The 23,750-nt window shown below is 68.4% G+C and carries 34 protein-coding genes and 1 pseudogene; 7 read left to right on the forward strand and 28 right to left on the reverse strand.

Going from position 1 to position 23,750, the window contains the following annotated elements; all coding sequences use genetic code 11:
* Window positions 1-36: 36 nt before the first annotated feature.
* The 4 genes from infA to secY all read right to left on the reverse strand — a co-directional run bounded on the left by infA (window position 37) and on the right by secY (window position 3,358).
* Complete coding sequence (gene infA / locus OGH68_RS22030) at window positions 37-258, reverse strand: translation initiation factor IF-1 (protein ID WP_003956442.1); 222 nt, start codon at window positions 256-258, stop codon at window positions 37-39.
* A gap of 167 nt (window positions 259-425) precedes the next feature.
* Complete coding sequence (map, locus tag OGH68_RS22035; RefSeq protein ID WP_264246558.1) at window positions 426-1,268, reverse strand: type I methionyl aminopeptidase; 843 nt, start codon at window positions 1,266-1,268, stop codon at window positions 426-428.
* 105 nt (window positions 1,269-1,373) lie between these two features.
* Window positions 1,374-2,039: an adenylate kinase gene (locus tag OGH68_RS22040; protein ID WP_264246560.1), complete on the reverse strand. Its 666-nt coding sequence runs from the start codon at window positions 2,037-2,039 to the stop codon at window positions 1,374-1,376.
* Window positions 2,039-3,358, reverse strand: coding sequence for a preprotein translocase subunit SecY (secY, locus tag OGH68_RS22045; protein WP_264250213.1), 1,320 nt, complete (start codon window positions 3,356-3,358; stop codon window positions 2,039-2,041). The genes OGH68_RS22040 and secY overlap by 1 nt, the downstream gene beginning before the upstream one ends.
* A gap of 345 nt (window positions 3,359-3,703) precedes the next feature.
* Between secY and OGH68_RS22050 the strand changes: the two genes are divergently transcribed.
* From OGH68_RS22050 to OGH68_RS22060, 3 genes are all read left to right on the forward strand, one after another.
* Window positions 3,704-4,153 carry a hypothetical protein gene (locus OGH68_RS22050; protein WP_264246562.1) on the forward strand — a complete coding sequence of 150 codons (450 nt, stop codon included), beginning with the start codon at window positions 3,704-3,706 and terminating at the stop codon, window positions 4,151-4,153.
* Between the two features lies 1 nt (window position 4,154).
* Complete coding sequence (locus OGH68_RS22055; RefSeq protein ID WP_264246565.1) at window positions 4,155-4,811, forward strand: hypothetical protein; 657 nt, start codon at window positions 4,155-4,157, stop codon at window positions 4,809-4,811.
* 129 nt (window positions 4,812-4,940) lie between these two features.
* Window positions 4,941-5,576, forward strand: coding sequence for a LuxR C-terminal-related transcriptional regulator (locus tag OGH68_RS22060; RefSeq protein WP_264246567.1), 636 nt, complete (start codon window positions 4,941-4,943; stop codon window positions 5,574-5,576).
* Window positions 5,577-5,655: 79 nt separating this feature from the next.
* Here the strand turns inward: OGH68_RS22060 and rplO are convergent, their stop codons facing one another.
* The 22 genes from rplO to OGH68_RS22170 all read right to left on the reverse strand — a co-directional run bounded on the left by rplO (window position 5,656) and on the right by OGH68_RS22170 (window position 16,920).
* Window positions 5,656-6,111 (reverse strand): 50S ribosomal protein L15, encoded by a 456-nt coding sequence (gene rplO, locus OGH68_RS22065; protein ID WP_264246569.1) that lies wholly within the window; start codon window positions 6,109-6,111, stop codon window positions 5,656-5,658.
* Between the two features lies 1 nt (window position 6,112).
* Window positions 6,113-6,295 carry a 50S ribosomal protein L30 gene (gene rpmD, locus OGH68_RS22070; protein WP_005313525.1) on the reverse strand — a complete coding sequence of 61 codons (183 nt, stop codon included), beginning with the start codon at window positions 6,293-6,295 and terminating at the stop codon, window positions 6,113-6,115.
* On the reverse strand, window positions 6,295-6,900 hold the full coding sequence (rpsE, locus tag OGH68_RS22075) for a 30S ribosomal protein S5 (RefSeq protein WP_018847493.1): 606 nt from the start codon (window positions 6,898-6,900) through the stop codon (window positions 6,295-6,297). Before rpsE ends, rpmD begins: the two co-directional genes overlap by 1 nt.
* A gap of 46 nt (window positions 6,901-6,946) precedes the next feature.
* Complete coding sequence (gene rplR, locus OGH68_RS22080) at window positions 6,947-7,330, reverse strand: 50S ribosomal protein L18 (RefSeq protein WP_100108608.1); 384 nt, start codon at window positions 7,328-7,330, stop codon at window positions 6,947-6,949.
* Between the two features lie 3 nt (window positions 7,331-7,333).
* The gene (gene rplF, locus OGH68_RS22085; RefSeq protein ID WP_100108607.1) at window positions 7,334-7,873 is read right to left on the reverse strand and encodes a 50S ribosomal protein L6; all 540 of its coding nucleotides are present in this window, start codon (window positions 7,871-7,873) and stop codon (window positions 7,334-7,336) included.
* 21 nt (window positions 7,874-7,894) lie between these two features.
* On the reverse strand, window positions 7,895-8,293 hold the full coding sequence (gene rpsH / locus OGH68_RS22090) for a 30S ribosomal protein S8 (RefSeq protein ID WP_005313538.1): 399 nt from the start codon (window positions 8,291-8,293) through the stop codon (window positions 7,895-7,897).
* A 208-nt stretch (window positions 8,294-8,501) separates the two neighbouring features.
* Entirely contained in the window at window positions 8,502-8,687 is a 186-nt protein-coding gene (locus OGH68_RS22095) for a type Z 30S ribosomal protein S14 (protein WP_003956452.1), read from the reverse strand.
* Between the two features lie 5 nt (window positions 8,688-8,692).
* Window positions 8,693-9,250: a 50S ribosomal protein L5 gene (rplE, locus tag OGH68_RS22100; protein WP_018847497.1), complete on the reverse strand. Its 558-nt coding sequence runs from the start codon at window positions 9,248-9,250 to the stop codon at window positions 8,693-8,695.
* Complete coding sequence (gene rplX / locus OGH68_RS22105; protein ID WP_159688581.1) at window positions 9,250-9,573, reverse strand: 50S ribosomal protein L24; 324 nt, start codon at window positions 9,571-9,573, stop codon at window positions 9,250-9,252. Before rplX ends, rplE begins: the two co-directional genes overlap by 1 nt.
* A gap of 2 nt (window positions 9,574-9,575) precedes the next feature.
* A complete protein-coding gene (gene rplN / locus OGH68_RS22110) occupies window positions 9,576-9,944 on the reverse strand; it encodes a 50S ribosomal protein L14 (protein ID WP_003956455.1) in 369 nt (122 codons plus the stop codon).
* A gap of 108 nt (window positions 9,945-10,052) precedes the next feature.
* On the reverse strand, window positions 10,053-10,337 hold the full coding sequence (gene rpsQ / locus OGH68_RS22115; protein WP_264246571.1) for a 30S ribosomal protein S17: 285 nt from the start codon (window positions 10,335-10,337) through the stop codon (window positions 10,053-10,055).
* Entirely contained in the window at window positions 10,337-10,561 is a 225-nt protein-coding gene (rpmC, locus tag OGH68_RS22120) for a 50S ribosomal protein L29 (protein ID WP_017949657.1), read from the reverse strand. Before rpmC ends, rpsQ begins: the two co-directional genes overlap by 1 nt.
* Window positions 10,561-10,980, reverse strand: coding sequence for a 50S ribosomal protein L16 (gene rplP / locus OGH68_RS22125; protein ID WP_005313579.1), 420 nt, complete (start codon window positions 10,978-10,980; stop codon window positions 10,561-10,563). Before rplP ends, rpmC begins: the two co-directional genes overlap by 1 nt.
* Window positions 10,981-10,985: 5 nt before the next feature.
* Window positions 10,986-11,816 (reverse strand): 30S ribosomal protein S3, encoded by an 831-nt coding sequence (gene rpsC, locus OGH68_RS22130; RefSeq protein WP_264246574.1) that lies wholly within the window; start codon window positions 11,814-11,816, stop codon window positions 10,986-10,988.
* Window positions 11,816-12,163 (reverse strand): 50S ribosomal protein L22, encoded by a 348-nt coding sequence (rplV, locus tag OGH68_RS22135; RefSeq protein ID WP_058848120.1) that lies wholly within the window; start codon window positions 12,161-12,163, stop codon window positions 11,816-11,818. Before rplV ends, rpsC begins: the two co-directional genes overlap by 1 nt.
* Before the next feature lie 43 nt (window positions 12,164-12,206).
* Window positions 12,207-12,488: a 30S ribosomal protein S19 gene (gene rpsS, locus OGH68_RS22140; protein WP_264246576.1), complete on the reverse strand. Its 282-nt coding sequence runs from the start codon at window positions 12,486-12,488 to the stop codon at window positions 12,207-12,209.
* 12 nt (window positions 12,489-12,500) lie between these two features.
* Window positions 12,501-13,337, reverse strand: a complete 837-nt coding sequence (rplB, locus tag OGH68_RS22145) for a 50S ribosomal protein L2 (RefSeq protein ID WP_264246578.1) — start codon at window positions 13,335-13,337, stop codon at window positions 12,501-12,503.
* 40 nt (window positions 13,338-13,377) lie between these two features.
* Window positions 13,378-13,701, reverse strand: coding sequence for a 50S ribosomal protein L23 (rplW, locus tag OGH68_RS22150; protein ID WP_005313587.1), 324 nt, complete (start codon window positions 13,699-13,701; stop codon window positions 13,378-13,380).
* Window positions 13,701-14,351: a 50S ribosomal protein L4 gene (gene rplD, locus OGH68_RS22155; protein ID WP_037773993.1), complete on the reverse strand. Its 651-nt coding sequence runs from the start codon at window positions 14,349-14,351 to the stop codon at window positions 13,701-13,703. Before rplD ends, rplW begins: the two co-directional genes overlap by 1 nt.
* A 5-nt stretch (window positions 14,352-14,356) precedes the next feature.
* Window positions 14,357-15,001: a 50S ribosomal protein L3 gene (gene rplC / locus OGH68_RS22160; RefSeq protein ID WP_264246580.1), complete on the reverse strand. Its 645-nt coding sequence runs from the start codon at window positions 14,999-15,001 to the stop codon at window positions 14,357-14,359.
* A 14-nt stretch (window positions 15,002-15,015) separates the two neighbouring features.
* Complete coding sequence (gene rpsJ, locus OGH68_RS22165; RefSeq protein ID WP_003948644.1) at window positions 15,016-15,324, reverse strand: 30S ribosomal protein S10; 309 nt, start codon at window positions 15,322-15,324, stop codon at window positions 15,016-15,018.
* A 423-nt stretch (window positions 15,325-15,747) separates the two neighbouring features.
* Window positions 15,748-16,920 carry a hypothetical protein gene (locus OGH68_RS22170; protein WP_264246582.1) on the reverse strand — a complete coding sequence of 391 codons (1,173 nt, stop codon included), beginning with the start codon at window positions 16,918-16,920 and terminating at the stop codon, window positions 15,748-15,750.
* A 190-nt stretch (window positions 16,921-17,110) separates the two neighbouring features.
* Here OGH68_RS22170 and OGH68_RS22175 point away from each other — a divergent pair, with 190 nt between their 5' ends.
* On the forward strand, window positions 17,111-17,575 hold the full coding sequence (locus OGH68_RS22175) for a hypothetical protein (RefSeq protein ID WP_264246584.1): 465 nt from the start codon (window positions 17,111-17,113) through the stop codon (window positions 17,573-17,575).
* A gap of 48 nt (window positions 17,576-17,623) precedes the next feature.
* On the opposite strand, the gene OGH68_RS22180 is transcribed toward OGH68_RS22175, so the two are convergent.
* On the reverse strand, window positions 17,624-17,800 hold the full coding sequence (locus tag OGH68_RS22180; RefSeq protein ID WP_264246586.1) for a DUF397 domain-containing protein: 177 nt from the start codon (window positions 17,798-17,800) through the stop codon (window positions 17,624-17,626).
* Window positions 17,797-17,997 (reverse strand): annotated as a pseudogene (locus OGH68_RS22185) (Scr1 family TA system antitoxin-like transcriptional regulator); the annotation flags it as partial. The pseudogene OGH68_RS22185 and the gene OGH68_RS22180, both read right to left, overlap by 4 nt.
* A 319-nt stretch (window positions 17,998-18,316) precedes the next feature.
* Between OGH68_RS22185 and OGH68_RS22195 the strand changes: the two are divergent.
* The 3 genes from OGH68_RS22195 to OGH68_RS22205 all read left to right on the forward strand — a co-directional run bounded on the left by OGH68_RS22195 (window position 18,317) and on the right by OGH68_RS22205 (window position 23,707).
* Window positions 18,317-19,201: a hypothetical protein gene (locus OGH68_RS22195; RefSeq protein ID WP_264246588.1), complete on the forward strand. Its 885-nt coding sequence runs from the start codon at window positions 18,317-18,319 to the stop codon at window positions 19,199-19,201.
* Between the two features lie 124 nt (window positions 19,202-19,325).
* Window positions 19,326-20,960 carry an RNA ligase family protein gene (locus OGH68_RS22200; protein ID WP_264246590.1) on the forward strand — a complete coding sequence of 545 codons (1,635 nt, stop codon included), beginning with the start codon at window positions 19,326-19,328 and terminating at the stop codon, window positions 20,958-20,960.
* Between the two features lie 2 nt (window positions 20,961-20,962).
* A complete protein-coding gene (locus OGH68_RS22205) occupies window positions 20,963-23,707 on the forward strand; it encodes a poly(A) polymerase (protein WP_264246592.1) in 2,745 nt (914 codons plus the stop codon).
* The last annotated feature ends 43 nt before the right edge of the window (window positions 23,708-23,750 follow it).

Here is a 23,750-nt window from a genome sequence, read left to right on the forward strand (position 1 = left end):
TCAGAGTCGGCACCTCGCGAGGAGGTGCGACAAGATCTACTTGTACCGGTAGACGATCCGGCCACGCGTCAGGTCGTACGGAGAGAGCTCCACCACGACCCGGTCGTCCGGGAGGATACGGATGTAGTGCATCCGCATCTTGCCGGAGATGTGCGCGAGGACCTTGTGACCGTTCTGGAGCTCCACCTTGAACATGGCGTTCGGGAGGGACTCGATCACGGTGCCCTCGATTTCGATGGCACCTTGCTTCTTGGCCACGCTTCGCCTTTCGAATCGGCTACCTTGATCGACTCTCGTCCCGTATGCGGACACACGGATACACGAGAGCCGACGCATCAGTCTACGTCAGGGCCATCCAAAAGACGAATCGGCCTTAGTCTGCCCACTGCGGGAGATCGTCAAGCCATAGGGGTCTCCCCCGGCCCTCAGGGCCGAGGGGAAGGGTCCGGCGCCGCCGTGACACCCAGCTCGGCCAGCTTCGCCCGGCCGCCGTCGCGGGCGGTGAGGACCAGCGGACCCTCCTCGGTCAGCGCGACCGAGTGCTCCCAGTGGGAGGACCAGGTGCCGTCGGTGGTGACGACGGTCCAGTCGTCGGCGAGGACCTCCGTCTTCGCCGTGCCGAGCGAGACCATCGGCTCGATGGCGAGGCAGAAGCCGGGCACCAGCTTCGGGCCGCGGCCGCGCTTGCGCGCGACGTAGTTCAGCAGGTGCGGGTCCATGTGCATCTCCGTGCCGATGCCGTGGCCGCCGTAGTCCTCGATGATCCCGTACTTGCCGGTCGCGGGGCGCGGCTGCCGGCGGATGCAGGTCTCGATGGCACGGGAGATGTCGACGAGCCGGTTGCCGTTCTTCATCGCGGCGATTCCGGCCCACATCGACTCCTCGGTCACCCGGGAGAGCTCCAGCAGCTCCGGAGCGTGACCGGTGCCCACGAAGGCGGTGTAGGCGGCGTCACCGTGCCAGCCGTCGATGATCGCGCCGCAGTCGATGGAGATGATGTCGCCGTCCTTGAGGACGGTCGCCTCGTCCGGGATGCCGTGGACGACGACCTCGTTGACGGAGGTGCAGATGGTCGCGGGGAACCCGCCGTAGCCGAGGAAGTTCGACTTGGCGCCGTGGTCGGCGATCACCTTGCGGGCGACCTCGTCGAGGTCCTTGGTCGTGGCGCCGGGCACCGCGGCCTCGCGGGTCGCCTCGTGGATGGCGGCGACGACCAGTCCCGCCTCGCGCATCTTCGCGATCTGCTCGGGGGTCTTGATCTGCACCATTGTGGCGGGCGCCTTTCTGAACAACGGGTTCGGGTCAATCAACGATACGGCCGCGGCGTCCGTAGGACACCGCGGCCGTAACTCACAGTCTTGTGCGGGAAGGGGTCAGGCCTCGGTGGCCTTGCCCACCTTCAGCGCCTCCATGGCGCGGTCGGTCACATCGTTGACCTTGCCGAGCGCGGAGATCGTGACCACCAGGTTCTGCGCCCGGTAGTAGTCGATGATCGGCTCGGTCTGCGTGTGGTAGACCTCGAGCCGCTTGCGCACGGTCTCCTCGGAGTCGTCGTCGCGCTGGTACAGCTCGCCGCCGCACTCGTCGCAGACGCCCTCCGTCTTGGCCGGGGAGTATGTCACGTGGAAAACGTGCGCGCTGTTGTTGCGGCACACCCGCCGTCCCGCGATCCGCTTGACGACCTCGTCCTCGGGGACCTCCAGGTCGAGGACGGCGTCCAGCTTGACGCCCTCGCCGGAGAGCATCCCGTCCAGTGCCTCAGCCTGACCCACGTTCCGCGGGAAACCGTCCAGCAGGAAGCCGTTCACCGCGTCCGGCTGGGACATGCGGTCCTTGGCCATCCCGATGGTCACCTCGTCCGGGACCAGGTTGCCGGCGTCCATGTACGCCTTCGCCTGCTTCCCCAGCTCCGTGCCCTGGGAGATGTTGGCGCGGAAGAGGTCGCCCGTGGAGATGTGCGGGATCGACAGGTTCTTGGCGAGGAACGCGGCCTGCGTTCCCTTGCCGGCACCGGGCGGTCCGACGAGGACGATTCGCATCAGCGGAGGAACCCTTCGTAATTGCGCTGCTGGAGCTGGCTCTCGATCTGCTTCACGGTCTCCAGACCCACACCCACGATGATGAGGATGCTCGTCCCGCCGAACGGGAAGTTCTGGTTCGCGCCTCCGAAGCCTGCCAACGCCATCGTCGGAACAAGAGCAATCAGACCCAGGTACAGCGAGCCCGGCCAAGTGATCCTGTTGAGCACGTAGCTCAGATACTCGGCAGTAGGCCGACCGGCCCGGATACCCGGGATGAAGCCACCATACTTCTTCATGTTGTCGGCGACTTCCTCGGGGTTGAACGAGATCGCCACATAGAAGAAGGCGAAGAACACGATCAGAAGGAAGTACGTGATGATGTAGTAGGGGTGGTCTCCCTTGACGAAGTGGGCTTCGATCCAGGTTTTCCAGCCGGACTGCGAGCTCGAGAACTGCGCGACGAGCGCCGGGATGTAGAGCAGCGACGAGGCGAAGATGACGGGAATCACACCCGCCTGGTTCACCTTGAGCGGGATGTAAGTGGACGTACCGCCGTACGACCTGCGGCCGATCATGCGCTTCGCGTACTGCACGGGGATGCGCCGCTGCGCCTGCTCGACGAAGACGACCAGCCCCACCATCGCGAATCCGACGAGGATCACGGTGCCGAACTCGATCCAGCCCTCGGCCAGGTCCCCCTCGAGCTTGATCTTCCACAGCGCGCCCGGGAAGCCGGCGGCGATCGAGATGAACATGAGGATCGACATGCCGTTGCCGATGCCCCGGTCGGTGATGAGCTCACCGAGCCACATGACGGCGGCGGTACCGGCGGTCATGGTGACGACCATTACGACCGTCGTGAAGATCGACTGGTCCGGCACGATCTCGTTGCCGACGGGGCAGGCGGCGAACAGAGCGCCGCTCCGGGCGGTAGCGACAAGGCCGGTGCCCTGCAGTACGGCCAGCGCCACCGTCAGGTAACGCGTGTACTGGGTGATCTTCGCCGTGCCGGACTGCCCCTCCTTCTTGAGGGCTTCCAGCCGCGGAATGACCACGGTCAGCAGCTGCAGGATGATGCTCGCCGTGATGTACGGCATGATGCCGAGCGCGAAGATGGTGATCTGCAGCAACGCTCCGCCGCTGAACATGTTCACCAGCCCGAACAGGCTGTTGCTGCCCTTCGTGGCCGCGTCGACACAGATCTGGACATTTTGATAACTGACACCGGGAACCGGGATGTGTGACCCGATCCGGTACAGAACGATGATGCCCAGCGTGAAGAGCAGCTTCTTGCGCAGGTCGGGCGTCTTGAACGCCCGGGCGAACGCGGTGAGCACGGTGCCTCCTGCGACCCCCGCGTTACGCGCGTGAGGGTGACGGTTTGTATGTGAGCGATTACAGAACACGGCAGCCGCACGCCAGAAGCGCAGACTGCCGGGCAAGCTAACAGCCGCTACCATACCCGGCCGTACAGCCAGCGGGAAACGTCTCCGAGGCCCGTCAACCCCGTACCGGTCGCTGGCGACCCTCCGGCTGTCGGACATCGGACTTTAGTCGAGTACCCATCCCGACCAAGAGCCGTGATGACACGGCATCCCGCCCTCAGAAGACTGTTCGAGCAGTTCCGGACCGACCGGCCGGAGCCGCTCATCGTAACGACCATCGTTCTGGGGGAATTACCTGTGAAGAAGTCACTCACCGTCGCGGGCGTCGCGTGCGTCGCCCTGCTGATGGGCGCCACCACCGCCACGGCTGGGACCGCCGACGCGCCGGAGTCCGCCGCACCGGCCGCCGCACCGCAGGCCGCCGCCGCAGGCTGCCACCTCAGGGTGTACACGCCGTGGAAGGAGAACATTTCGAGCACCGGAAGGAGCGACCACGCCCGCGGCAAGTACGCGACCGTGAACAACTGCAGCGGCTGGTACAACGCTGCGCTGCTGCAGTACCACCGCTGGCACGGCTGGACCCGCGTCGCCGGTACGGAGTGGGTCGGCAACCGCTCCACGAGCTACCTCCAGTGGAAGTGCCAGGGCAAGGGCACGTTCACATACCGCACCAAGGGCTCCGTCCGAGGCGGCAGTCCGGCCCGCGTCGCCTCGGCAACCAGCGCGGAACGCCGCTTCGCCTGCTGACGTGAAGCGTCTGTGGATGGCCCTCGCGGGCTGTGCCGCGGTGACGGCCACGGTCGTGGCCGTCACCGTCGGCGCCCCCGACGCGGGACGGAGCGCGGGTGACGAGGGCGGCGGGACCGAGGCGTCCGTCGCCCGCATCGAGTTCACGGAGGCGGTGGCGCTGGACACCGACCAGCCCGTGACAGCGAATCAGAAGGTGGAGATGTTCGCCGAGCACCGAGGCGACGCGGTCAGCAGGCTCCACTTCGTCATCACCCTCGACGGACGGATCGCGGAGGAACGCCGCTGGCGTGCCGACCGCCCCGAGTCCATCACTGCTCGGAGCTGGGCGTCCTGTACAACCATGGATGAGCCCACTCCCGCACCAAAGCCGGACAGCCTGGAGGTGATCCTGCGGGCGTACTTCGGGCCTCCCGACGTCCCGCGTGACGCGAAGAAGGTCGCCGGCGGCGCGAGCCGGTGGGAGACGCCCACGGGCATGATGCGTATGACGTACACCGACCTCGGCGGCCCCTATCCGGACCGGATCGTCGAGATCAAGGGGCCGGACGGCTCGATCGGCTCCACGATCAGCGGCACCCGGATCAGCGAGCACTCCGATCTCCCGGAGTGGCGAGCGGGCTGGCCGACCTGCAGGCCGTCCACCGGGGCGTCCTGAACCGGAACATTAGGTACTGCTCAATTGACTGTGCTCATGCAACCGGCGTCGCTACAGTCGTGATCACCCATGGGGGCGGGAACGGGGGAACGTACACCCGCCCTCGGCAGCGATCGCGAAGTGGGGGAAATGAGCACACCAAACCATGCACAGGCCCATGTCCTTGTCGTCGACGACAGCCCGACCCGCACTCTCGGCATCGTCCAGATCGTCAAAGAGTTCTCGTACGTGAAGGCGATCAGCACGTGCGCCTTCAGCGGCCTGGCCGAGGCTGTCGGCCACGCCGCGCCGGACCTCATCCTGCTCGGCGCGGCCGACTCACCCGACGGCGACCTGACCACCGTCGTCCGGCCGCGGGCGGGGAACCGCGCCGTCCGCTTCATCTCCTTCGGCTATGCGGCCCGCACCCGCATCACGCCGTCCAGCGTCTCGGCCGGTCTCCACGGGTTCCTGCCCAGCACGGCAACGCCGGAGGACTTCAACCGCGCCCTGTCCGCCGCCCTCGCGGGATTCACGTACTTCCCCCGCAACATGACGGAGGAGCTGACCGAGTACCGCACGCGGTTCCCGCAGCTGACACCCCGAGAACAGCAGGTGCTCGATCTGCTGTCCGACGGGATGAGCAACCACCGCATCGGGAGCTTTCTGGGCATCAAGGAGGCCACGGTGAAGATGTACGTGAGCCAGGTACTTGCCAAGCTCAAGGTCGAGAGCCGGCTCCAGGCCTGCCTCAAGGCCCGGGGACTCGCCTCGGCCGTGGCCTGACCACCGCCACGCACGCACGCAAAAGCCTGGCCGACTCCCCGAGGGGAACCGGCCAGGCTCAGTGCTGTCGAACCGGGACTCAGACGAGCTCGGTGACGGTGCCGCCGGCGGCGGCGATCTTCTCCTTGGCGGAGCCGGAGACGGCGTCGACCGTCACCTGCAGCGCCACGGAGATCTCGCCCTGGCCCAGGACCTTGACGAGGCTGTTCTTGCGCACGGCGCCCTTGTCGACCAGGTCGGCAACGGTGACCTCGCCACCCTCGGGGTAGAGGGCCGCGAGCTTGTCCAGGTTCACGACCTGGTACTCGGTGCGGAACGGGTTCTTGAAGCCCTTGAGCTTCGGGAGACGCATGTGGAGGGGCATCTGCCCACCCTCGAAGCGCTCCGGAACCTGGTAACGGGCCTTGGTGCCCTTGGTACCACGACCGGCCGTCTTACCCTTCGACGCCTCACCACGACCCACACGGGTCTTGGCGGTCTTGGCGCCCGGGGCGGGACGGAGGTTGTGGACCTTCAGCGGGTTGTTCTCCGCCATGTCAGTCGACCTCCTCGACCGTCACGAGGTGGCGGACGGTGTGCACCATTCCGCGGAACTCGGGGCGGTCCTCCTTGACGACCACGTCGTTCAGGCGCTTGAGCCCGAGCGAGCGCAGGGTGTCGCGGTGGTTCTGCTTGCTGCCGATGTACGACTTCGTCTGCGTGATCTTGAGGCGGGCCATTACGCACCCGCTCCCGCACGCGCACGGAGCAGAGCCGCGGGGGCGACGTCCTCGAGGGGCAGACCACGGCGAGCCGCGATCTCCTCGGGACGCTGCAGGCCCTTGAGGGCCGCCACGGTCGCGTGCACGATGTTGATCGCGTTGTCCGAGCCGAGCGACTTCGACAGGATGTCGTGCACGCCCGCGCACTCGAGCACGGCACGCACCGGGCCACCGGCGATAACACCGGTACCGGGGGCGGCGGGCTTGAGCAGAACGACGCCGGCAGCCTTCTCACCCTGGATCGGGTGAGGGATGGTGCCCTGGATACGGGGGACCTTGAAGAAGTGCTTCTTGGCCTCCTCAACACCCTTGGCGATGGCGGCCGGCACCTCCTTGGCCTTGCCGTAACCGACGCCTACGGTGCCGTCACCGTCACCCACCACGACGAGCGCGGTGAAGCTGAAGCGACGACCACCCTTGACAACCTTGGCGACGCGGTTGATCGCGACAACGCGCTCAACGTACGCGGTCTTCTCGGCGGCAGCTGCGCCACCGTCGCGACCCTTCCGGTCCCGCCGCTCGCCGCCACCGGCACCGCTTCCGCGGCGCTGGGGTCCAGCCATTGGAATTACCTCTCTCTGTTACGTCCGTTAGTCCCGGAACCGGGGCTCAGAACTTCAGCCCGGCCTCGCGGGCGGCGTCAGCCAGAGCGGCAATGCGCCCGGCGTACCTGTTGCCACCACGGTCGAACACGACGGCCTCGACGCCGGCGGCCTTGGCGCGCTCGGCGACCAGGGAACCGACCTGCTTGGCCTGGGCGCTCTTGTCGCCCTCGCCACCACGGATCGAGGTGTCCAGGGTCGACGCCGAGGCGAGCGTGTGGCCCGCGATGTCGTCGATGACCTGAGCCACGATGTGGCGGTTGGAACGCGTCACGACCAGGCGCGGACGCTCCGGCGTACCGGAGACGTGCTTGCGGACGCGGATGTGGCGGCGCTTGATGGCGGCGCGCTTGTACGCGTCACCCTTGGCGATCTTCACACCGTATGCCATGGCTTACTTACCCGCCTTTCCGACCTTGCGGCGGATGACCTCGCCCGCGTACTTGACGCCCTTGGCCTTGTACGGGTCGGGCTTGCGCAGCTTGCGGATGTTAGCGGCGACCTCGCCGACCTTCTGCTTGTCGATGCCCTCGACCGAGAACTTGGTCGGCGACTCGACCTTGAAGGAGATGCCCTCGGGCGCCTCCACCAGGATCGGGTGGCTGTAACCGAGCTGGAACTCCAGGTTGGAGCCCTTCGCGGCCACGCGGTAACCGACACCGCTGATCTCGAGCGCCTTGGTGTATCCCTGGGTCACACCGGTGATCATGTTCGCCACCAGCGTGCGGGACAGGCCGTGCAGGGCCTTGTTCTGACGCTCGTCGTTGGGACGGGTGACGTTGAGCACGCCCTCCTCGCCCTTAACAATCTCGATCGGCGCGGCGACGGTGTGCGTGAGCGTTCCCTTGGAACCCTTCACGGTGACCGTGCGGCCATCGATGGTGACGTCCACACCGGCGGGAACCTGGATGGGGAGCTTGCCGATTCGCGACATGAGCTTTTCCTCCGTTCCCGACTACCAGACGTAGGCGAGGACTTCCCCACCCACGCCCTTCTTCTGTGCCTGCTGGCCGGTCAGGAGACCGTGGGACGTGGAGATGATCGCCACGCCCAGGCCGCCGAGAACCTTCGGCAGGTTGGTGGACTTCGCGTAAACGCGCAGACCCGGCTTGGAGATGCGCTTGATGCCGGCGATCGAACGCTCACGGTTCGGGCCGAACTTCAGCTCCAGGACGAGGTTCTTGCCGACCTCGGCGTCCTCGACCTTCCAGCCGGTGATGAAACCCTCCTGCTGGAGGATCTCGGCGATGTGCGACTTGATCTTGCTGTGCGGCATCACCACGGAGTCGTGGTACGCCGAGTTCGCGTTACGCAGACGCGTCAGCATGTCTGCGATCGGATCAGTCATGGTCATGAATTGGCCTTCGGCCTCTCTCGCCGGGGTTTCCTGTATGCGCCATCCCTCTCCCCGCACAGAGGCGGGACGGGTGCGGCACGGGGACCTACGGCGTAGTAAGTCGTACGGGCGGCAGACGCCCAACCCTCCTAGCCTAAGCCATGGAGAGAAGGGCCCCTGCCGGCCCTCTGCTTACCGAGAGACTCCGGTTGTCCCGATTAAGGGACTACCAGGAGCTCTTGGTCACGCCCGGCAGCTCGCCACGGTGAGCCATCTCACGAAGGCACACGCGGCACAGGCCGAACTTGCGGTACACGGAGTGCGGACGGCCGCAGCGCTGGCAGCGGGTGTACGCACGCACACCGAACTTGGGCTTACGAGCAGCCTTGGCAATCAGAGCCTTCTTCGCCATCTCGCTTACGCCTCCTTGAACGGGAAGCCGAGGTGACGCAGAAGGGCACGGCCCTCGTCGTCGTTGGTCGCCGTGGTGACCACGGTGATGTCCATACCCCGGACGCGGTCGATCTTGTCCTGGTCGATCTCGTGGAACATGACCTGCTCCGTGAGACCGAAGGTGTAGTTGCCACGGCCGTCGAACTGCTTGGGGGACAGGCCGCGGAAGTCGCGGATGCGCGGAAGCGCGAGCGACAGGGTGCGGTCCAGGAACTCCCACATGCGGTCGCCACGGAGCGTGACGTGGGCACCGATCGGCTGGCCCTCACGCAGCTTGAACTGCGCGATGGACTTGCGGGCCTTGGTGACGGCCGGCTTCTGACCGGTGATCGTGGTGAGGTCGCGAATCGCGCCGTCGATCAGCTTGGAGTCGCGGGCGGCGTCGCCCACACCCATGTTGACCACGATCTTGACGAGGCCCGGGACCTGCATGACGTTCTCGTAGGAGAACTCCTCACGCAGCTTGCCCGCGATCTCCTCGCGGTACTTCGTCTTCAGACGCGGAGTGGTGGTGGTAGCCATCAGATGTCCTCACCCGTCCGCTTGGCAACGCGGATCTTGTTGCCCTCGTCGTCGAAGCGGAATCCGACGCGAGTCACGACCTTCTTGCCGTCCTTCTCCACGACGAGCTGAACATTGCTCACGTGAATCGGGGCCTCGGTCGTGACGATGCCACCGGTCTGCGAACCACGAGCGGTCTGGCCGGCCTTGGTGTGCTTCTTGACCCGGTTGACACCCTCGACAAGGACGCGGTCCTCGCGGGGGAAGGCCTGAATGACCTTGCCCTGCTTGCCCTTGTCCTTACCGGTGATGACCTGAACCAGGTCGCCCTTCTTGATCTTCATGCTTACAGCACCTCCGGCGCGAGCGAGATGATCTTCATGAACTTCTTCTCGCGCAGCTCACGGCCCACCGGGCCGAAGATACGGGTGCCGCGAGGGTCGCCGTCGTTCTTCAGAATGACGGCGGCGTTCTCGTCGAAGCGGATGTACGAGCCGTCCTGACGACGACGCTCCTTGACGGTGCGAACGATGACCGCCTTGACGACGTCACCCTTCTTCACGTTGCCACCGGGGATCGCGTCCTTGACGGTGGCGACGATGACGTCACCGATGCCCGCGTAGCGGCGACCGGAGCCACCGAGAACACGGATGCAAAGGATCTCCTTGGCACCAGTGTTGTCGGCGACGCGCAGTCGCGACTCCTGCTGGATCACGTCTATCTCCTGATTGTCTGCCGGTTCCCGGCGGGGGCCGTCCTCTTACGAGGGAGAGCCCCCACCGAGCCTGGCGGAACGAACTCGAAGGGTTACCCCTTCAAGCAATTACTTGGCCTTCTCGAGGATCTCGACGATGCGCCAGCGCTTGGTCGCCGACAGCGGCCGCGTCTCCATGATGAGGACGCGGTCGCCGACACCGGCAGCGTTCTGCTCGTCGTGCGCCTTGAGCTTGTTGGTACGGCGGATGACCTTGCCGTACAGCGCGTGCTTCACACGGTCCTCGACGGCGACGACGACGGTCTTGTCCATCTTGTCGCTGACGACCAGACCCTCACGGGTCTTGCGGAATCCGCGCGCTTCCTTGTTCTCAGTCACGTTGCTCTCGCTCATCAGGCGCTCTCCACCGTCTCGATGCCCAGCTCGCGCTCACGCATCAGGGTGTAGATCCGGGCGATGTCCTTGCGGACGGCCTTCAGCCGGCCGTGGTTCTCGAGCTGACCGGTCGCCGCCTGGAAGCGGAGGTTGAACAGCTCTTCCTTGGCCTCGCGGAGCTTGGCAACAAGCTCCTCGTTGCCCAGCTCGCGCAGCTCGGACGCCTTGGTACCGGCCGACATCACGCTTCACCTGCCTCGCGCTTGACGATCCGGCACTTCATCGGCAGCTTGTGGGCCGCGCGAGTCAGAGCCTCACGTGCAATCTTCTCGTTCGGGTAGGACAGCTCGAACATGACCCGGCCCGGGTGCACGTTCGCGACCCACCACTCGGGGGAACCCTTACCGGAACCCATGCGGGTCTCGGCGGGCTTCTTCGTCAGCGGGCGGTCCGGGTAGATGTTGATCCAGACCTTGCCGCCACGCTTGATGTGGCGGGTCATCGCGATACGAGCCGCCTCGATCTGGCGGTTGGTCACGTACGCCGGAGTCATGGCCTGAATGCCGTACTCGCCGAACGCAACCGTCGTACCACCCTTGGCCATACCGCGGCGCTTCGGGTGGTGCTGCTTGCGGTGCTTGACCCTACGGGGGATCAGCATTTCGGTCAGGCCTCCGTTCCGGTGCTCTCAGCAGCCGGAGCGGCGGCGGGAGCCTCGGCCTTGGGGGCCTCGGCAGCCGGAGCCTGCTGCGGCTTGCGACCGCGACCGCCACGCTCGCCACCGCGGCCACCACGGGCCGGGCGGTCAGCGCCACCACGGGCCGGGCGGTTGCCGGCGCGGGCAGCGGCGTTCTCGGCGCGGACCTCGGCGATGTTCTTGACGTCGCCCTTGTAGATCCAGACCTTCACGCCGATGCGGCCGAAGGTCGTCTTGGCCTCGAAGAAGCCGTACTCGACGTTCGCGCGCAGCGTGTGCAGCGGCACACGACCCTCGCGGTAGAACTCCGAGCGCGACATCTCGGCGCCGCCGAGACGGCCGCCACACTGGATCTTGATGCCCTTGGCGCCGGCCTTCATGGCGGACTGCATGCTCTTGCGCATGGCCCGACGGAAGGAGACGCGGGAGGACAGCTGCTCGGCAACGGCCTGGGCCACGAGCTGAGCGTCGACCTCGGGGTTCTTGACCTCGAGGATGTTCAGCTGGACCTGCTTGCCCGTGAGCTTCTCGAGGTCGCCGCGGATGCGGTCGGCCTCGGCGCCACGGCGGCCGATGACGATGCCGGGACGCGCGGTGTGGATGTCCACCCGCACGCGGTCACGGGTGCGCTCGATCTCAACCTTCGAGATGCCGGCGCGCTCCATGCCGGACGTCATCATCCGACGGATGGCGACGTCTTCCTTGACGTAGTCCTTGTACAGCTTGTCGGCGTACCAGCGGGACTTGAAGTCCGTGGTGATACCGAGCCGGAACCCGTGCGGGTTTACCTTCTGGCCCATTACCGGGTTCCTTCCTTGCTGCTGACGACCACGGTGATGTGGCTGGTCCGCTTACGGATCCGGTAGGCACGGCCCTGAGCACGCGGACGGAACCGCTTCAGGGTCGGGCCCTCGTCCACGTACGCCTCGCTGATGAACAGCGAAGAGGCGTCACTGTGGTCGTAGTTGTGCGCGGCGTTGGCAATGGCGCTGTCCAGCACCTTGCCGACCGGCACGCTCGCGGCCTGCGGGGCGAAACGCAGGACCGCCTGAGCCTCCGTGGCATCCATGCCACGGATGAGGTCCACCACGCGGCGGGCCTTCATGGGCGTGACGCGGATGTACCGCGCCTGGGCCCTGGCTTCCATGGTTGTCCCTTCGGTGTAAGTCATGAGTCGTTCCACCCCGCGGTTAGCGGCGCTTCGACTTCCGGTCGTCCTTGACGTGGCCGCGGAAGGTGCGAGTCGGCGAGAACTCGCCGAGCTTGTGGCCGACCATGGACTCGGTGACGAACACCGGGACATGGGTCTTGCCGTTGTGCACCGCGATCGTGTGGCCGAGCATGGCCGGGACGATCATCGAGCGACGGGACCAGGTCTTGATGACGTTCTTGGTGCCTGCTTCGTTCTGCGTGTCCACCTTCTTGATCAGGTGGTCGTCGACGAAGGGCCCCTTCTTGAGACTGCGCGGCATCTGAACCCGCTCCTAGCGCTTCTTGTTCGTCTTGCGGCGGCGGACGATGTACTTGCTGCTCGCCTTCTTGGGAGAGCGAGTACGACCCTCCTTCTGACCCCACGGGGAGACCGGGTGGCGACCACCGGAGGTCTTGCCCTCACCACCACCGTGCGGGTGGTCAACCGGGTTCATCGCGACACCGCGGACGGTCGGGCGAACGCCCTTCCAGCGCAGACGGCCGGCCTTGCCCCAGTTGATGTTCGACTGCTCGGCGTTGCCGACCTCGCCGACCGTGGCGCGGCAGCGGATGTCGACCAGGCGGATCTCGCCGGACGGCATACGCAGGTGGGCCATCTGGCCCTCCTTCGCCAGCAGCTGCACGGAGGCACCCGCGGAGCGGGCGAACTTCGCGCCGCCGCCGGGCCGCAGCTCGATGGCGTGGATGGTCGTACCGACCGGGATGTTGCGCAGCGCCAGGTTGTTGCCGGGCTTGATGTCGGCGCCGGGGCCGTTCTCGACCCGGTCGCCCTGGCTCAGGCCACGCGGGGCGATGATGTAGCGCTTCTCGCCGTCCGCGTAGTGCAGGAGCGCGATGCGCGCGGTGCGGTTCGGGTCGTACTCGATGTGAGCGACCTTCGCCGGCACGCCGTCCTTGTCGTGACGACGGAAGTCGATCACGCGGTAGGCGCGCTTGTGGCCACCGCCCTGGTGACGGACGGTCACACGACCGGTGTTGTTACGGCCGCCCTTGCTGTGCAGAGGGCGGACCAGCGACTTCTCCGGCGTGGACCGCGTGATCTCGACAAAGTCGGCGACGCTGGAGCCACGACGGCCCGGGGTCGTCGGCTTGTACTTGCGGATACCCATTTCTCAGTCCTCGTCCGATTCCGGACGATCCAGACCGCCGTCAGGCGGTCGGACCGCCGAAGATGTCGATACGGTCGCCCTCGGCAAGGGTCACGATGGCGCGCTTGGTGTTGGCGCGCTTGCCGAAACCGGTGCGGGTGCGCTTGCGCTTGCCCTGACGGTTGATCGTGTTGACCCCGGTGACCTTGACCGAGAAGACCGCCTCGACGGCCTGCTTGATCTGGGTCTTGTTGGAGCCGGGCGCGACGATGAACGTGTACTTGTTCTCGTCGAGCAGGGCGTAGCTCTTCTCGGAGACCACGGGCTTGACGAGAACGTCGCGCGGGTCCGTGAAGGTCTTGCTGGTTACGGTCGCCTCGGACATCAGACGTCGCTCCCTTCGGTCTCAGCGGCCTTGGGGCCAGACACGAAGGACTCGAAAGCGGCCTTGGTGAAGACCACGTCGTCGGAGACGAGCACGTCGTACGTGTTCAGCTGGCCCGGCTCCAGGATGTGCACCTGGGGCAGGTTGCGGGCGGACAGCCACGCGGCCTCGTCGGCGCGGTCGACGACCAGGAGCAGGTTCTTGCGCTCACTGATCTTGCCGAACAGCGTCTTCGCTGCCTTGGTGGAGACCTCGCCCTCGACCACGCCGGAGACGACGTGGATACGGGAGTGGCGGGCCCGGTCGGTGAGGGCACCGCGCAGGGCGGCGGCCTTCATCTTCTTCGGGGTCCGCTGCGAGTAGTCACGCGGCACGGGGCCGTGGACGACGCCACCGCCGGCGAACTGAGGCGCACGGGTCGAACCCTGACGGGCGCGGCCGGTGCCCTTCTGGCGGTAAGGCTTCTTGCCACCACCGCGGACCTCGCCACGCGTCTTGACCTTGTGCGTGCCCTGACGGGCAGCGGCCAGCTGCGCGACGACGACCTGGTGGATCAGCGGGATGCTGACCTTGGCGTCGAAGATCTCGGCCGGGAGCTCAACGGTCCCGGACTTGTCGCCTGCGGGCGACAGAATGTCAATGGTGCTCATAGTCCTCAGGCCCCCTTGGCCGCAGTGCGGACCAGGACCAGGCCGCCGTTCGGACCAGGAACTGCGCCCTTGATGAGCAGCAGACCCTTCTCCGCGTCAACGGCGTGAACGGTCAGGTTCTGGGTGGTGACCCGCTCGTTGCCCATACGGCCCGCCATGCGGAGGCCCTTGAACACACGGCCCGGGGTGGCACAGCCACCGATGGAGCCGGGAGAGCGGTGCTTGCGCTGGGTGCCGTGACCGGCGCCGAGGCCCTTGAAGTTGTGACGCTTCATGACACCGGCGAAGCCCTTGCCCTTGCTCTTGCCCGTGACGTCGACCTTGACGCCGGACTCGAACACCTCGGCAGTGATCTCCTGGCCCAGCGTGTACTCGCTGGCGTCAGGGGTGCGGAGCTCCACCAGGTGGCGGCGGGGGGTCACGTCGGCCTTGGCGAAGTGGCCCTTGAGGGGCTTGTTCACCTTGCGAGGGTCGATCTCGCCGAAGGCGATCTGGACCGACTCGTAGCCGTCGTTGTCGTTCGTACGGACCTGGGTGACGACGCAGGGCCCGGCCTTGACTACGGTCACCGGGACGACACGGTTGTTCTCGTCCCAGACCTGGGTCATGCCGAGCTTCTCGCCCAGGACGCCCTTGATCTGCTTAGCCATCTCTTCCGCGCCTCTCAGAGCTTGATCTCGATGTCGACGCCGGCCGGAAGGTCCAGGCGCATCAACGAGTCAACGGTCTTGGGCGTCGGGTCGAGGATGTCGATCAGGCGCTTGTGCGTGCGCATCTCGAAGTGCTCGCGCGAGTCCTTGTACTTGTGCGGCGACTTGATGACGCAGTACACGTTCTTCTCAGTGGGCAGCGGCACCGGGCCCGCGACCGACGCACCAGTGCGGGTCACCGTCTCGACGATCTTCTTCGCCGAGGAGTCGATGACCTCGTGGTCGTAGGCCTTGAGCCGGATGCGGATCTTCTGTCCCGCCATGGCTACTCAGTAGTCCTTTGTCTAGTGAAACGCTCTGGAACCCGGAGGGTCTTGCTCTCTTCTCCGACCCACGCGGTCGGGCGTGTCGCACTCCCTCTACGTAGATCTCCCGAAGGATTTCCCAACCGAGGGGGTGCGGCCTGCGGCCGCGTATCGGGGGAAGAGCTCCCGCCGAGTGCCTGGCCGGTACCCCGCTGACACTTCCCGGAAGATTCCCGTACGTCCGCCCCTGATCAGGGGCGACGAGTACTGTGGGACTCGCTTCCGGTCCTCCCGGCGGGAGGCGCGCAGCATCGGCACGCAACCGAGCAACCCGGACAGTCTGCCATACGGCTCGACGCCCTGGCCAATCGAGCCGAGAAGAGTACCCCGCACGGGTTGATCGTCAAACTGCGGCACGCGCGTTCCCCCTCCGGACGATCATCAGGTACGGGTCACCGTGCCGCACTCGTCCTCGAGGTCGGCCAGGTCACCTCTGCGGTCGTAAGGGTCGCGCACCGGACCCGAGGGGTCGGGGGACGTCATCAGCTCGGCCGTGAACTCCGGCTCGTAGTACCCGCTGCTCGTGCGGCAGTCGTGGTTGCCCGCGTAGTACGACCATCGCAGCGCGAACAGCTTGCCGGGGGTGGACGCCGTCCTGGCCGGGTCGTACAGGGCGAAGGTCAGTTGGCGGCGGACCACGGTCCTCGCCACCTCGGTCGAGCCGGGCTTCGCCCGGACCAGCGGATAGACGAACGTGTAGTCGGTACGCACCCGCACCTCGCCGTCGCGGTCGCCCTTCCCGAAGGTCATCCGTCCACGTGTCTTGACCACATCGCCCACCAGCCGCACGTCCCGAGGATCGAAGCGGCTGAAAGCGACCAGCGGGTCCTGCTCCTCGTCCGGCTCGCGCAGCGCCTTCTCCAGCCAGCCGCGACCGCCCCTCTGGAGCGGGTCGAGGATCTCCAGCGCGGCCTCCGGCCGCTCCCCCCGCACCGTGGCCGGGTCGATGTTGGCGGCAACGAGGAAATCCTTGACGCTCTTCAGCGCGTGCGCGACCTGCTTCCTGCTCATGCCGCCCACGGCCTTCGCCTCCGGCACCACGATCCCGGCCGCGCCGTCGGCCCAGCGCAGGGCGGGCGAGCCACGGAACGGCTCCTTGAGCGTCGGAGCGTCCGGGTACGGGTCCGCGGACGGCGCGGCCGTCGGCCGGGCCGTCTCCGGGGCGAGCGGCGCGGCCGCGACGTCGCTCTCGCCGCCGTCCGGGAGGTGGTCGGTGACCAGCTCGGGCCTGATGGCCACCACGGCGAGCCCGAGCAGAGCGAGCACGGCGACCGTGGACGTCACGCGCTTGCGCCGCGCCTTCGTCCCGTTCATCTCCTGCCAGGCCGGCCCGGTCCGCCAGCCCGGCGGCTGGGCCGGCGCCTTCGGCTTCCGGCCCCAGCGGTGCCCGCCCTGCCGGGCCGCCTCGGCATCCCGGGCCCGCAGCCGCTCGGTCACCATCCGGGCCCGGGCGGACGGCTCCTTCGGCGCGTCGGCCCCGGATTCCGCGTCACGGACGAACAGCGCCCACTCCTCGTCGGAGACCTGCTGCTTCTCCGGTTCGTCCTTGCTCACTGCATCCGCCTCGTCCGGTGTGGTGCTGACGTGAACATCCCACGAAAGCGATGAGGAGAGGGCAAGGGCCGGCCCCGGACCGTGATGATCACGTGACGCCGCCCAGTCCCACGGGACCCGCACGGCTCGTCACGGCGGACGGGACCTAAGATCCACACCGAGCTGCTGAATCATGATTCATGGGGGAAACATGCGCAGGACACTCACCGCGACCGCCTTCGTCCTGGCCGCGGCCCTGCTCACCGGCTGCGGAGGCAGTGGAGACAGCGGAGACAAGGGCGACAAGGCGGCCGGCAAGGAATCCCCCGCCGCCCAGCAGTCCCAGAAGCCGGAGGACTCCGCGCCCGAGGCCGCCACGGACGAGGGCACCCCGCACGAGGTGACCATCGAGGTGCAGGGCACGGGCAACAGCACGGTCATGTGGACCCTCGACGACTCCGGCTTCGAGAAGGTGACCCTCCCCTGGAAGAAGACGGCCACCATCGCCGCCCGGGGCGCGGAGCAGCAGGTCGGCCGCCTGGTCATCGTCACGCCCGGCACGGTCCGCGCCAACGGCAAGTTCGTGGCGGCGAAGTGCTCGATCACCGTCGACGGCAAGGTCGTCGCCAAGAGCGCTGACGACTCGGGCAAGCCCTGCGAGTACATGCTGAAGTAGCGCTGCTCGCCGGGGTCAGCGCTCCGACGCGTACGTCACGAACTCCGCTCAGGTGGCGGAGGTGACAAAGAGGCGGGGGCCGGGGACGTTCTTGGAGTCACGGACGAGGACGGCGTCGGGGGTGGTCGCGACCTCGACGCAGTCGGCATCACTACTGTTGCTGCTGTAGCTGCTCTTGTGCCCTTCCAGCGAAGAGTCGTCCCCGGAAGCAGTCTTGCGGATCATGCCTCTCCCAGCACTTGCTCGACGAAGGCCGGCGACTCCCGTGGGGTAAGAGCCTGGGATCGGATCATCCCATAACGCAGTTCGAGGAGTTGGAGCTGTTTCGGGTCGGTGACCGGACGCCCACTGAACGCTCCGTCAGAGCGCCCCACAGCCGTACCGTCCCCGAACTTCAGCACCTCGATGCCTCCGTCCAGTCCTGGCGACCGTCTGCCGAACCTCGCGCCCCGCCCACCGGCCGACGACGAGCAATCCGGCCGCGGGAGCTGGTCGAGGCGCTGTCCGACCGTTGGGGTGTGGTCACCGGGCCTGTTCCGCGCAAGACGGTGTGGGTGGAGCTGGACCGCGCGTCCCGACAGGCGCTCCCCGCCCCGCACAGGACTGCCTCACTCCTGCGGGTGAAGCTCCTCAACTCCACTTGGGCATCGCCCACTTGCCTGCCTACGCTCATCCGGCAAGAAGTGGACGGCATACACCAAAGGCATATGCCATCGTGCCCGTTCCCGGCATAGGAACAACATGGTCAGTTCGCCCCATGAGGCGATGCACCGCATCTTCCAGGAGTACCCGGAGCTGTTCTCCAAACTCTCCGAGGTACTCGGCGTCGCCATCCCACCACCCACAGCGGTCACCGTCCTGCCGACGGACCTGACCGAGAACAAACCGGTCGAACGTCGCGTCGACACGCTGTTGAGCCTGGAGACCGAGGAGTGCGGGTCGCTGATCCTCGCCGTCGAAGCCCAGAGCAAGAAGGACCCGGTCAAGCCGGCCGGCTGGGCCTACTACATCGCGTACCTGCTCAACAAGTACCGCAAGCCACCCCTGCTCCTCGTCGTATGCCAGGACCGCTCCACAGCGGAATGGGCAGGGCGGCCGGTCGACTTCACGGCAGCGGGGTGGCCGTCGCTCACCGTGCGGCCGCTCGTGGTCGGCCCGCACAACATGCCCCGGATGACGATGACGGCGGAGGCCCGCAAGGACCTGCCGCTCGCCACCCTGGCCGCGATCACACACGGCGCGGGCGCAGAGGCCTGGACCATACTGAAGGCGTTGACCGGCGCGCTGCGGGACACTCGGGACGACATCCGGTACCCGTTGATCGAATTCGTCTCGCAAGGCCTGGGCACACTGCCGGCCGCAGAGCTATGGAGGAAACTGGTGGCCGTGGACCTTTCTTTCTACACCTCGCCCCTCTCAGAAGAACTCCGGGACGAAGGCCGTGCGGAGGGCCTTGCCAAGGGCCGCGCTCAGGACATCCTCTTCATCCTGGAGAGGCGCGGCGTCGATGTGCCCGACGACGCGCGGGTCCGGATCATCGAATGCGACGACGCGGAGGCCCTGCTCCGCTGGCTGGACCGGGCCCTCACCGCCGCCTCTGCCGAGGATGTCTTCGGCGACGAGTAGCCCGGGACGACCAGGGCTGTTCGCCCCCCGCAGCGACCCGCCCTGCGGTGTTATTCGGTCGAGCCCCTGTCCCCGCCCCGCCTAAGGTGACCGGGCACGTCATTGACACGGGGGCTCGGTCATCATGCGTACGCACTATCCGCGGACCCGGCATCTGCCGTGGTCGCCCGGGGCGACCACGGACGATGTCCGGGTCACCGGCCTGGACGGGCTGCGCGGCCGGGAGGTCGTCGTCACCGAGAAGCTCGACGGCGAGAACACCACTCTGTACCGCGACGGGCTGCACGCCCGGTCGCTCGACTCCGCGCATCATCCGTCCCGGACGTGGGTCAAGGCGCTGCAGGGGCGGATCGGGCACCACATCCCCGAGGGCTGGCGGGTGTGCGGGGAAAACATGTTCGCCCGGCACTCGATCGCCTACGACGATCTGGACAGCTACTTCTACGGCTTCTCCGTGTGGGACGAGCTCGGCCGGTGCCTGGACTGGGACCGGACCGTGTGCTTCCTGCGCGATCTCGGGATTCCCGCGCCGCGCGTGCTGTGGCGCGGGGTGTTCGACGAGCGGGCGCTGCGCCGCCTGAGGCCGGACCTCACGCGCCAGGAGGGGTACGTCGTCCGGACCGCCGACGGCTTCATGGCCGAGGAGTTCGGGCAGCGGGTCGCCAAGTGGGTGCGGGCCGGACATGTGCAGACGGATACGCACTGGATGCACGCGGCCGTCGTCCCCAACGGGCTCGGGCCCCAGGCAGCACTGTGGGACGTACGGTCCGGCGCGGCGGTCGACACGAAGGCGCTGGGCGAGGGGGACGACGAGGCCGCCGTCCGGCTTGACCTGGGCGGGCGCACGGGGGACGACCGGCTCGCCGGCGTCCTGGCGGCGCTGCTGCACCGGGAGCGCCGCGCCGCGCTGGTTCCGAGGCTGGCGCCTTCGCTGGGGCTGCCGCTCGCCCGCCGGGTCGCCGACCTGGTCGGGCTGCAGGCCGGACTGCACCGGCCGTACCCGGACGAGGACCGCCGGGCGGGCCTGGTGCGGATGTCGTACGCCGTCGGTCTCGATGTGCTGCACGCCGTCGCCGCGGCGACAGCCGGGACCGCTCAGGCGCGGGACCAGGTGGCCTGGTCCGCGATGCACGCGGAGGAGGCCGGGCCGCTGGAAGGGCTGCCGGAGGTCTTCGCCGACCTGGAGCCGGACACGGCGGCCCGCTGCCGCGCCGAGGCCCGCGCGGCCTACGCGGACGGGCGGATCTCCGCCGCCGAGGAGGCCGTCGCGGCGACCTGGCGGTGGCGGGACGGCGGCTTCCCGCGGCTGATCCACCTGGTCGGCCCGTCCGGCAGCGGCAAGAGCACCTTCGCGCGGAGTCTCGACGGGATCGACGCGTACGTGTCCCTCGACGACCTCCGCGCCGCGCGCGGCTCCCGCGCCGACCAGAAGGCCAACGACGAGGTGCTGCGCACGGGGCTCGACCGGCTTGACACCGCCCTCGCCGCGGGCGGGACCGTGGTGTGGGACGCCACGTCGCTCAGCCCGCACCAGCGGTCCCTGGTCCATGCGGTGGCCCGCCGCCGAAACGCGCTGACCACCCACGCCGTGGTGCTGGTCGCCGAGGACGAGCTGCTGCGGCGCAACGCGGCCCGGGAGCACCCCGTACCGCCGCAGGTGCTGACCGCCCAGCTGCACCGGTTCGTGCCGCCGTACCCGGGCCAGGCGCACCGCACCTGGTACATCGGGGCAAGCGGGACCGTCGAGGAGGAGGCGTAGCCGTGCGTACCAGCGAGGAGATCTACCACCGCATCCGCTGGGACGCGCGCTTCGACCCGGCGCGCTTCGTGATCGGTGTGCGCAGGCGGGAGGCCGCGCCCAAGCGCATGCCGCTGTCGGCGTTCGAACCGGGCGGGGACATCCCCTGGCACCGGGTGCTCTTCTTCGAGGCGGACGGCGAGGTCGTGTGGGACCGGGCGACGGGCGTGGACCGCATCGACGACACCGAGGCCGGGCGGGTGCGTGAGGCACGACGGCTGCGGGCCCCGTTCTTCACGGCGCGGACGCCGTACGTGTGGGAGCGGGACGGCTGGGTGCCGGCGCCCGCGCCGCGGGGGGTCGCGGGCGGGCTGCGCGTACTGACCTGGAACACCCTGTGGGACCGGTACGACTCCGACCGCATCGACACCGCGCTGCGCCGCCCGCTGCTGATCGACGCGCTGCGCGACGCCGACGCGGACGTCATCGCGCTCCAGGAGGTCGAGCCCGCGCTGCTCGTCGTGCTGCTGCGGACGCCGTGGGTGCGGCACGCGTACACGCTGGCGACCGATCCGGCCGGGCGGGACGTCGACGAGTGCGGGCTGCTGCTGCTCAGCCGGCTGCCGGTACGGGAGGTGGGCCACCATGTCCTCGGCCCGCACAAGGCGGTCACCGCGGTCGTCGTCGACACGGCCGGCGGGCCGGTCACGGTCGCCGCGACCCATCTCAGCAGTGACCATTCGGACGACGGCGCGTCCCGGCGGGAGGCCGAACTGGCACGGATCGCCGAAGGATTGGCGGCGCTGGACGGGGACGTGATCCTGGTCGGGGACTTCAACGACAGCACCGGCGCGCCGCAGACGACGCTCGGGATGCGCGACGCGTGGAGCGAGGTGCACGGCCCGGCGGACGCGACGCCCACCTTCGACCCGGCCGTGAATCCGCTGGCCGCCGTCTCGTCCCTCACGGGTCGTGCGGGGCGGCTGGACCGGGTGCTGCTGCGGGCGGACGGGCTGGCCGTGGACGCGGCGGTCCTGCTCGGCGACGACCCGACGCCCCACGGGCTGTACATCTCCGACCACTACGGCCTGTCGGTCGAGCTCGGGCCGGTGCACGAGGGGCGGCGGGTTCTCGACGTACGGCCGACGGCCCGTACCGCCGTGGCGTGGCTGCCGCCCACCGAGCTGTGGCCGCCGATCCAGGCCGTCCGGCAGGACCACGACCCGCAGATCCACCGCTGGCCGCCGCATGTCAACGTGCTCTTCGGTTTCGTCGCGGAGTCCGACTTCGAGGCGGCGGCACCGCTGCTGACGGAGGCGCTCTCCGGGGTCGCCCCGTTCACCGCCCGGCTGCGAGGCGTGCACAGTTTCGGCCATCGCGAGGACGCGACGGTGTGGCTCGACCCGGCGGCGGACGACGAGCAGCCGTGGCAGGAGCTGCGGCAGGCCCTCGCCGAGCGGTTCCCGCGCTGCCGTGGCCGCCGTGAAGGCTTCACGCCGCATCTGAGCCTCGGCCGGACGAGGGACCCTCAGCCCCTGGCCGCCGAGTGCGAGACCCGTCTGCCTCCGCTCGCCGCCGAGGTGGGCGAGCTGGTCCTCCTGTCCCGCCGCGGCGACGAGCCGATGCGGGTACGGGCGACGGTGGCGCCGGGCACGGGCGAGGTGCGCTGGGTGCCGGACGAGGCTCCGCCCCCGCGAGAGGACGGGGACGCGTCGGGTGCGGCGGAACGCGTCGCGGAGGCGCTGGCCGAAGGGGCCGTCCATGTCGTCGGCTCCCGGCGCATGGGCTGCGCGCTGCCCGGCGCGGACCTGGACCTGGTCGCGGCACTGCCCGGTACACCCGGACTCGCGGACGTCCGCGCCCGGTTGACGGCCGCCCTGCCGGAAGCCTCGGACGTACGGGAGGTGGTCGGCGCCCGCGTCCCGGGGATGCGGCTGAACGTCGGCGGCCTGGACGTGGACCTGGCCGTCGTCGCCACCGGCGCCGTCGCTCCGGCCGAAGCGGTCGACCGGCGTGCCGAGCTGGGCGAGGACGCGGCGGTCGCGCTGAGCGCGATGAGCGACGCCGACGCACTGCTCGCCTCGGTCGGCGACCGCCACGCGGCGTTCGTTCACCTGGCGCGGCAGGTCAAGGCCTGGGCGCGGGCCCGCGGCCTGGACTCGGCCCCGTTCGGCGGGCTGCCGGGCCTCGCGTGGTCCGTGCTCGCGGCGCGTACCGTGCGCGACGCCGACGACCTGCGCCCTCCCGCCCTGCTCCGCCACTTCTTCGCCACCTGGGCGGCCTGGGACTGGCGCGAGCCGGTCGGCGGACCCGTACGCCGCCCCTACCTGCCGGTCACCGTCCTCACCCCGACCGCGCCGGTGCGCCCCTGCTCCGAGCAGGTCACGGCAGGGATGCGGGACCTGATCTCCCAGGAGCTGTTCCGCGCCTGGGAGCTGCTGGAGACCGGTTCCCCCGCCGAACCGCTGCTCGCCCGTCCCCCGCTGCACCGCCGCCACGCCGCCTGGGCGGTCGTGACGGTGTCCGACCCGTCGGAGGACGGCCGGGTCCGCGGCCGGATGCGCGCCCTCCTGTCGGCCCTTCCCGGCCCGGCGATCCACGCCTGGCCCCGCCCCTTCACCACGTCCCCCACCCGCTACGCGATCGGTCTCGGCCCGACCCCGCCGGACGCGGCGGGGCTGGCGGAGCTCGCGGCCCCGTGGCTGCGAGGGCTCGCGCACACGACGGTGACCCACGCGCTCGGGGGCGAGGTCCCGACCCTGCGGTGAAGCACGACGGACAGGCCCTGGACACCCGGCCATAGCACCGCGT

This window comes from Streptomyces peucetius (assembly GCF_025854275.1).
In the GTDB taxonomy this organism is placed as follows: Bacteria; Actinomycetota; Actinomycetes; order Streptomycetales; family Streptomycetaceae; genus Streptomyces; species Streptomyces peucetius_A.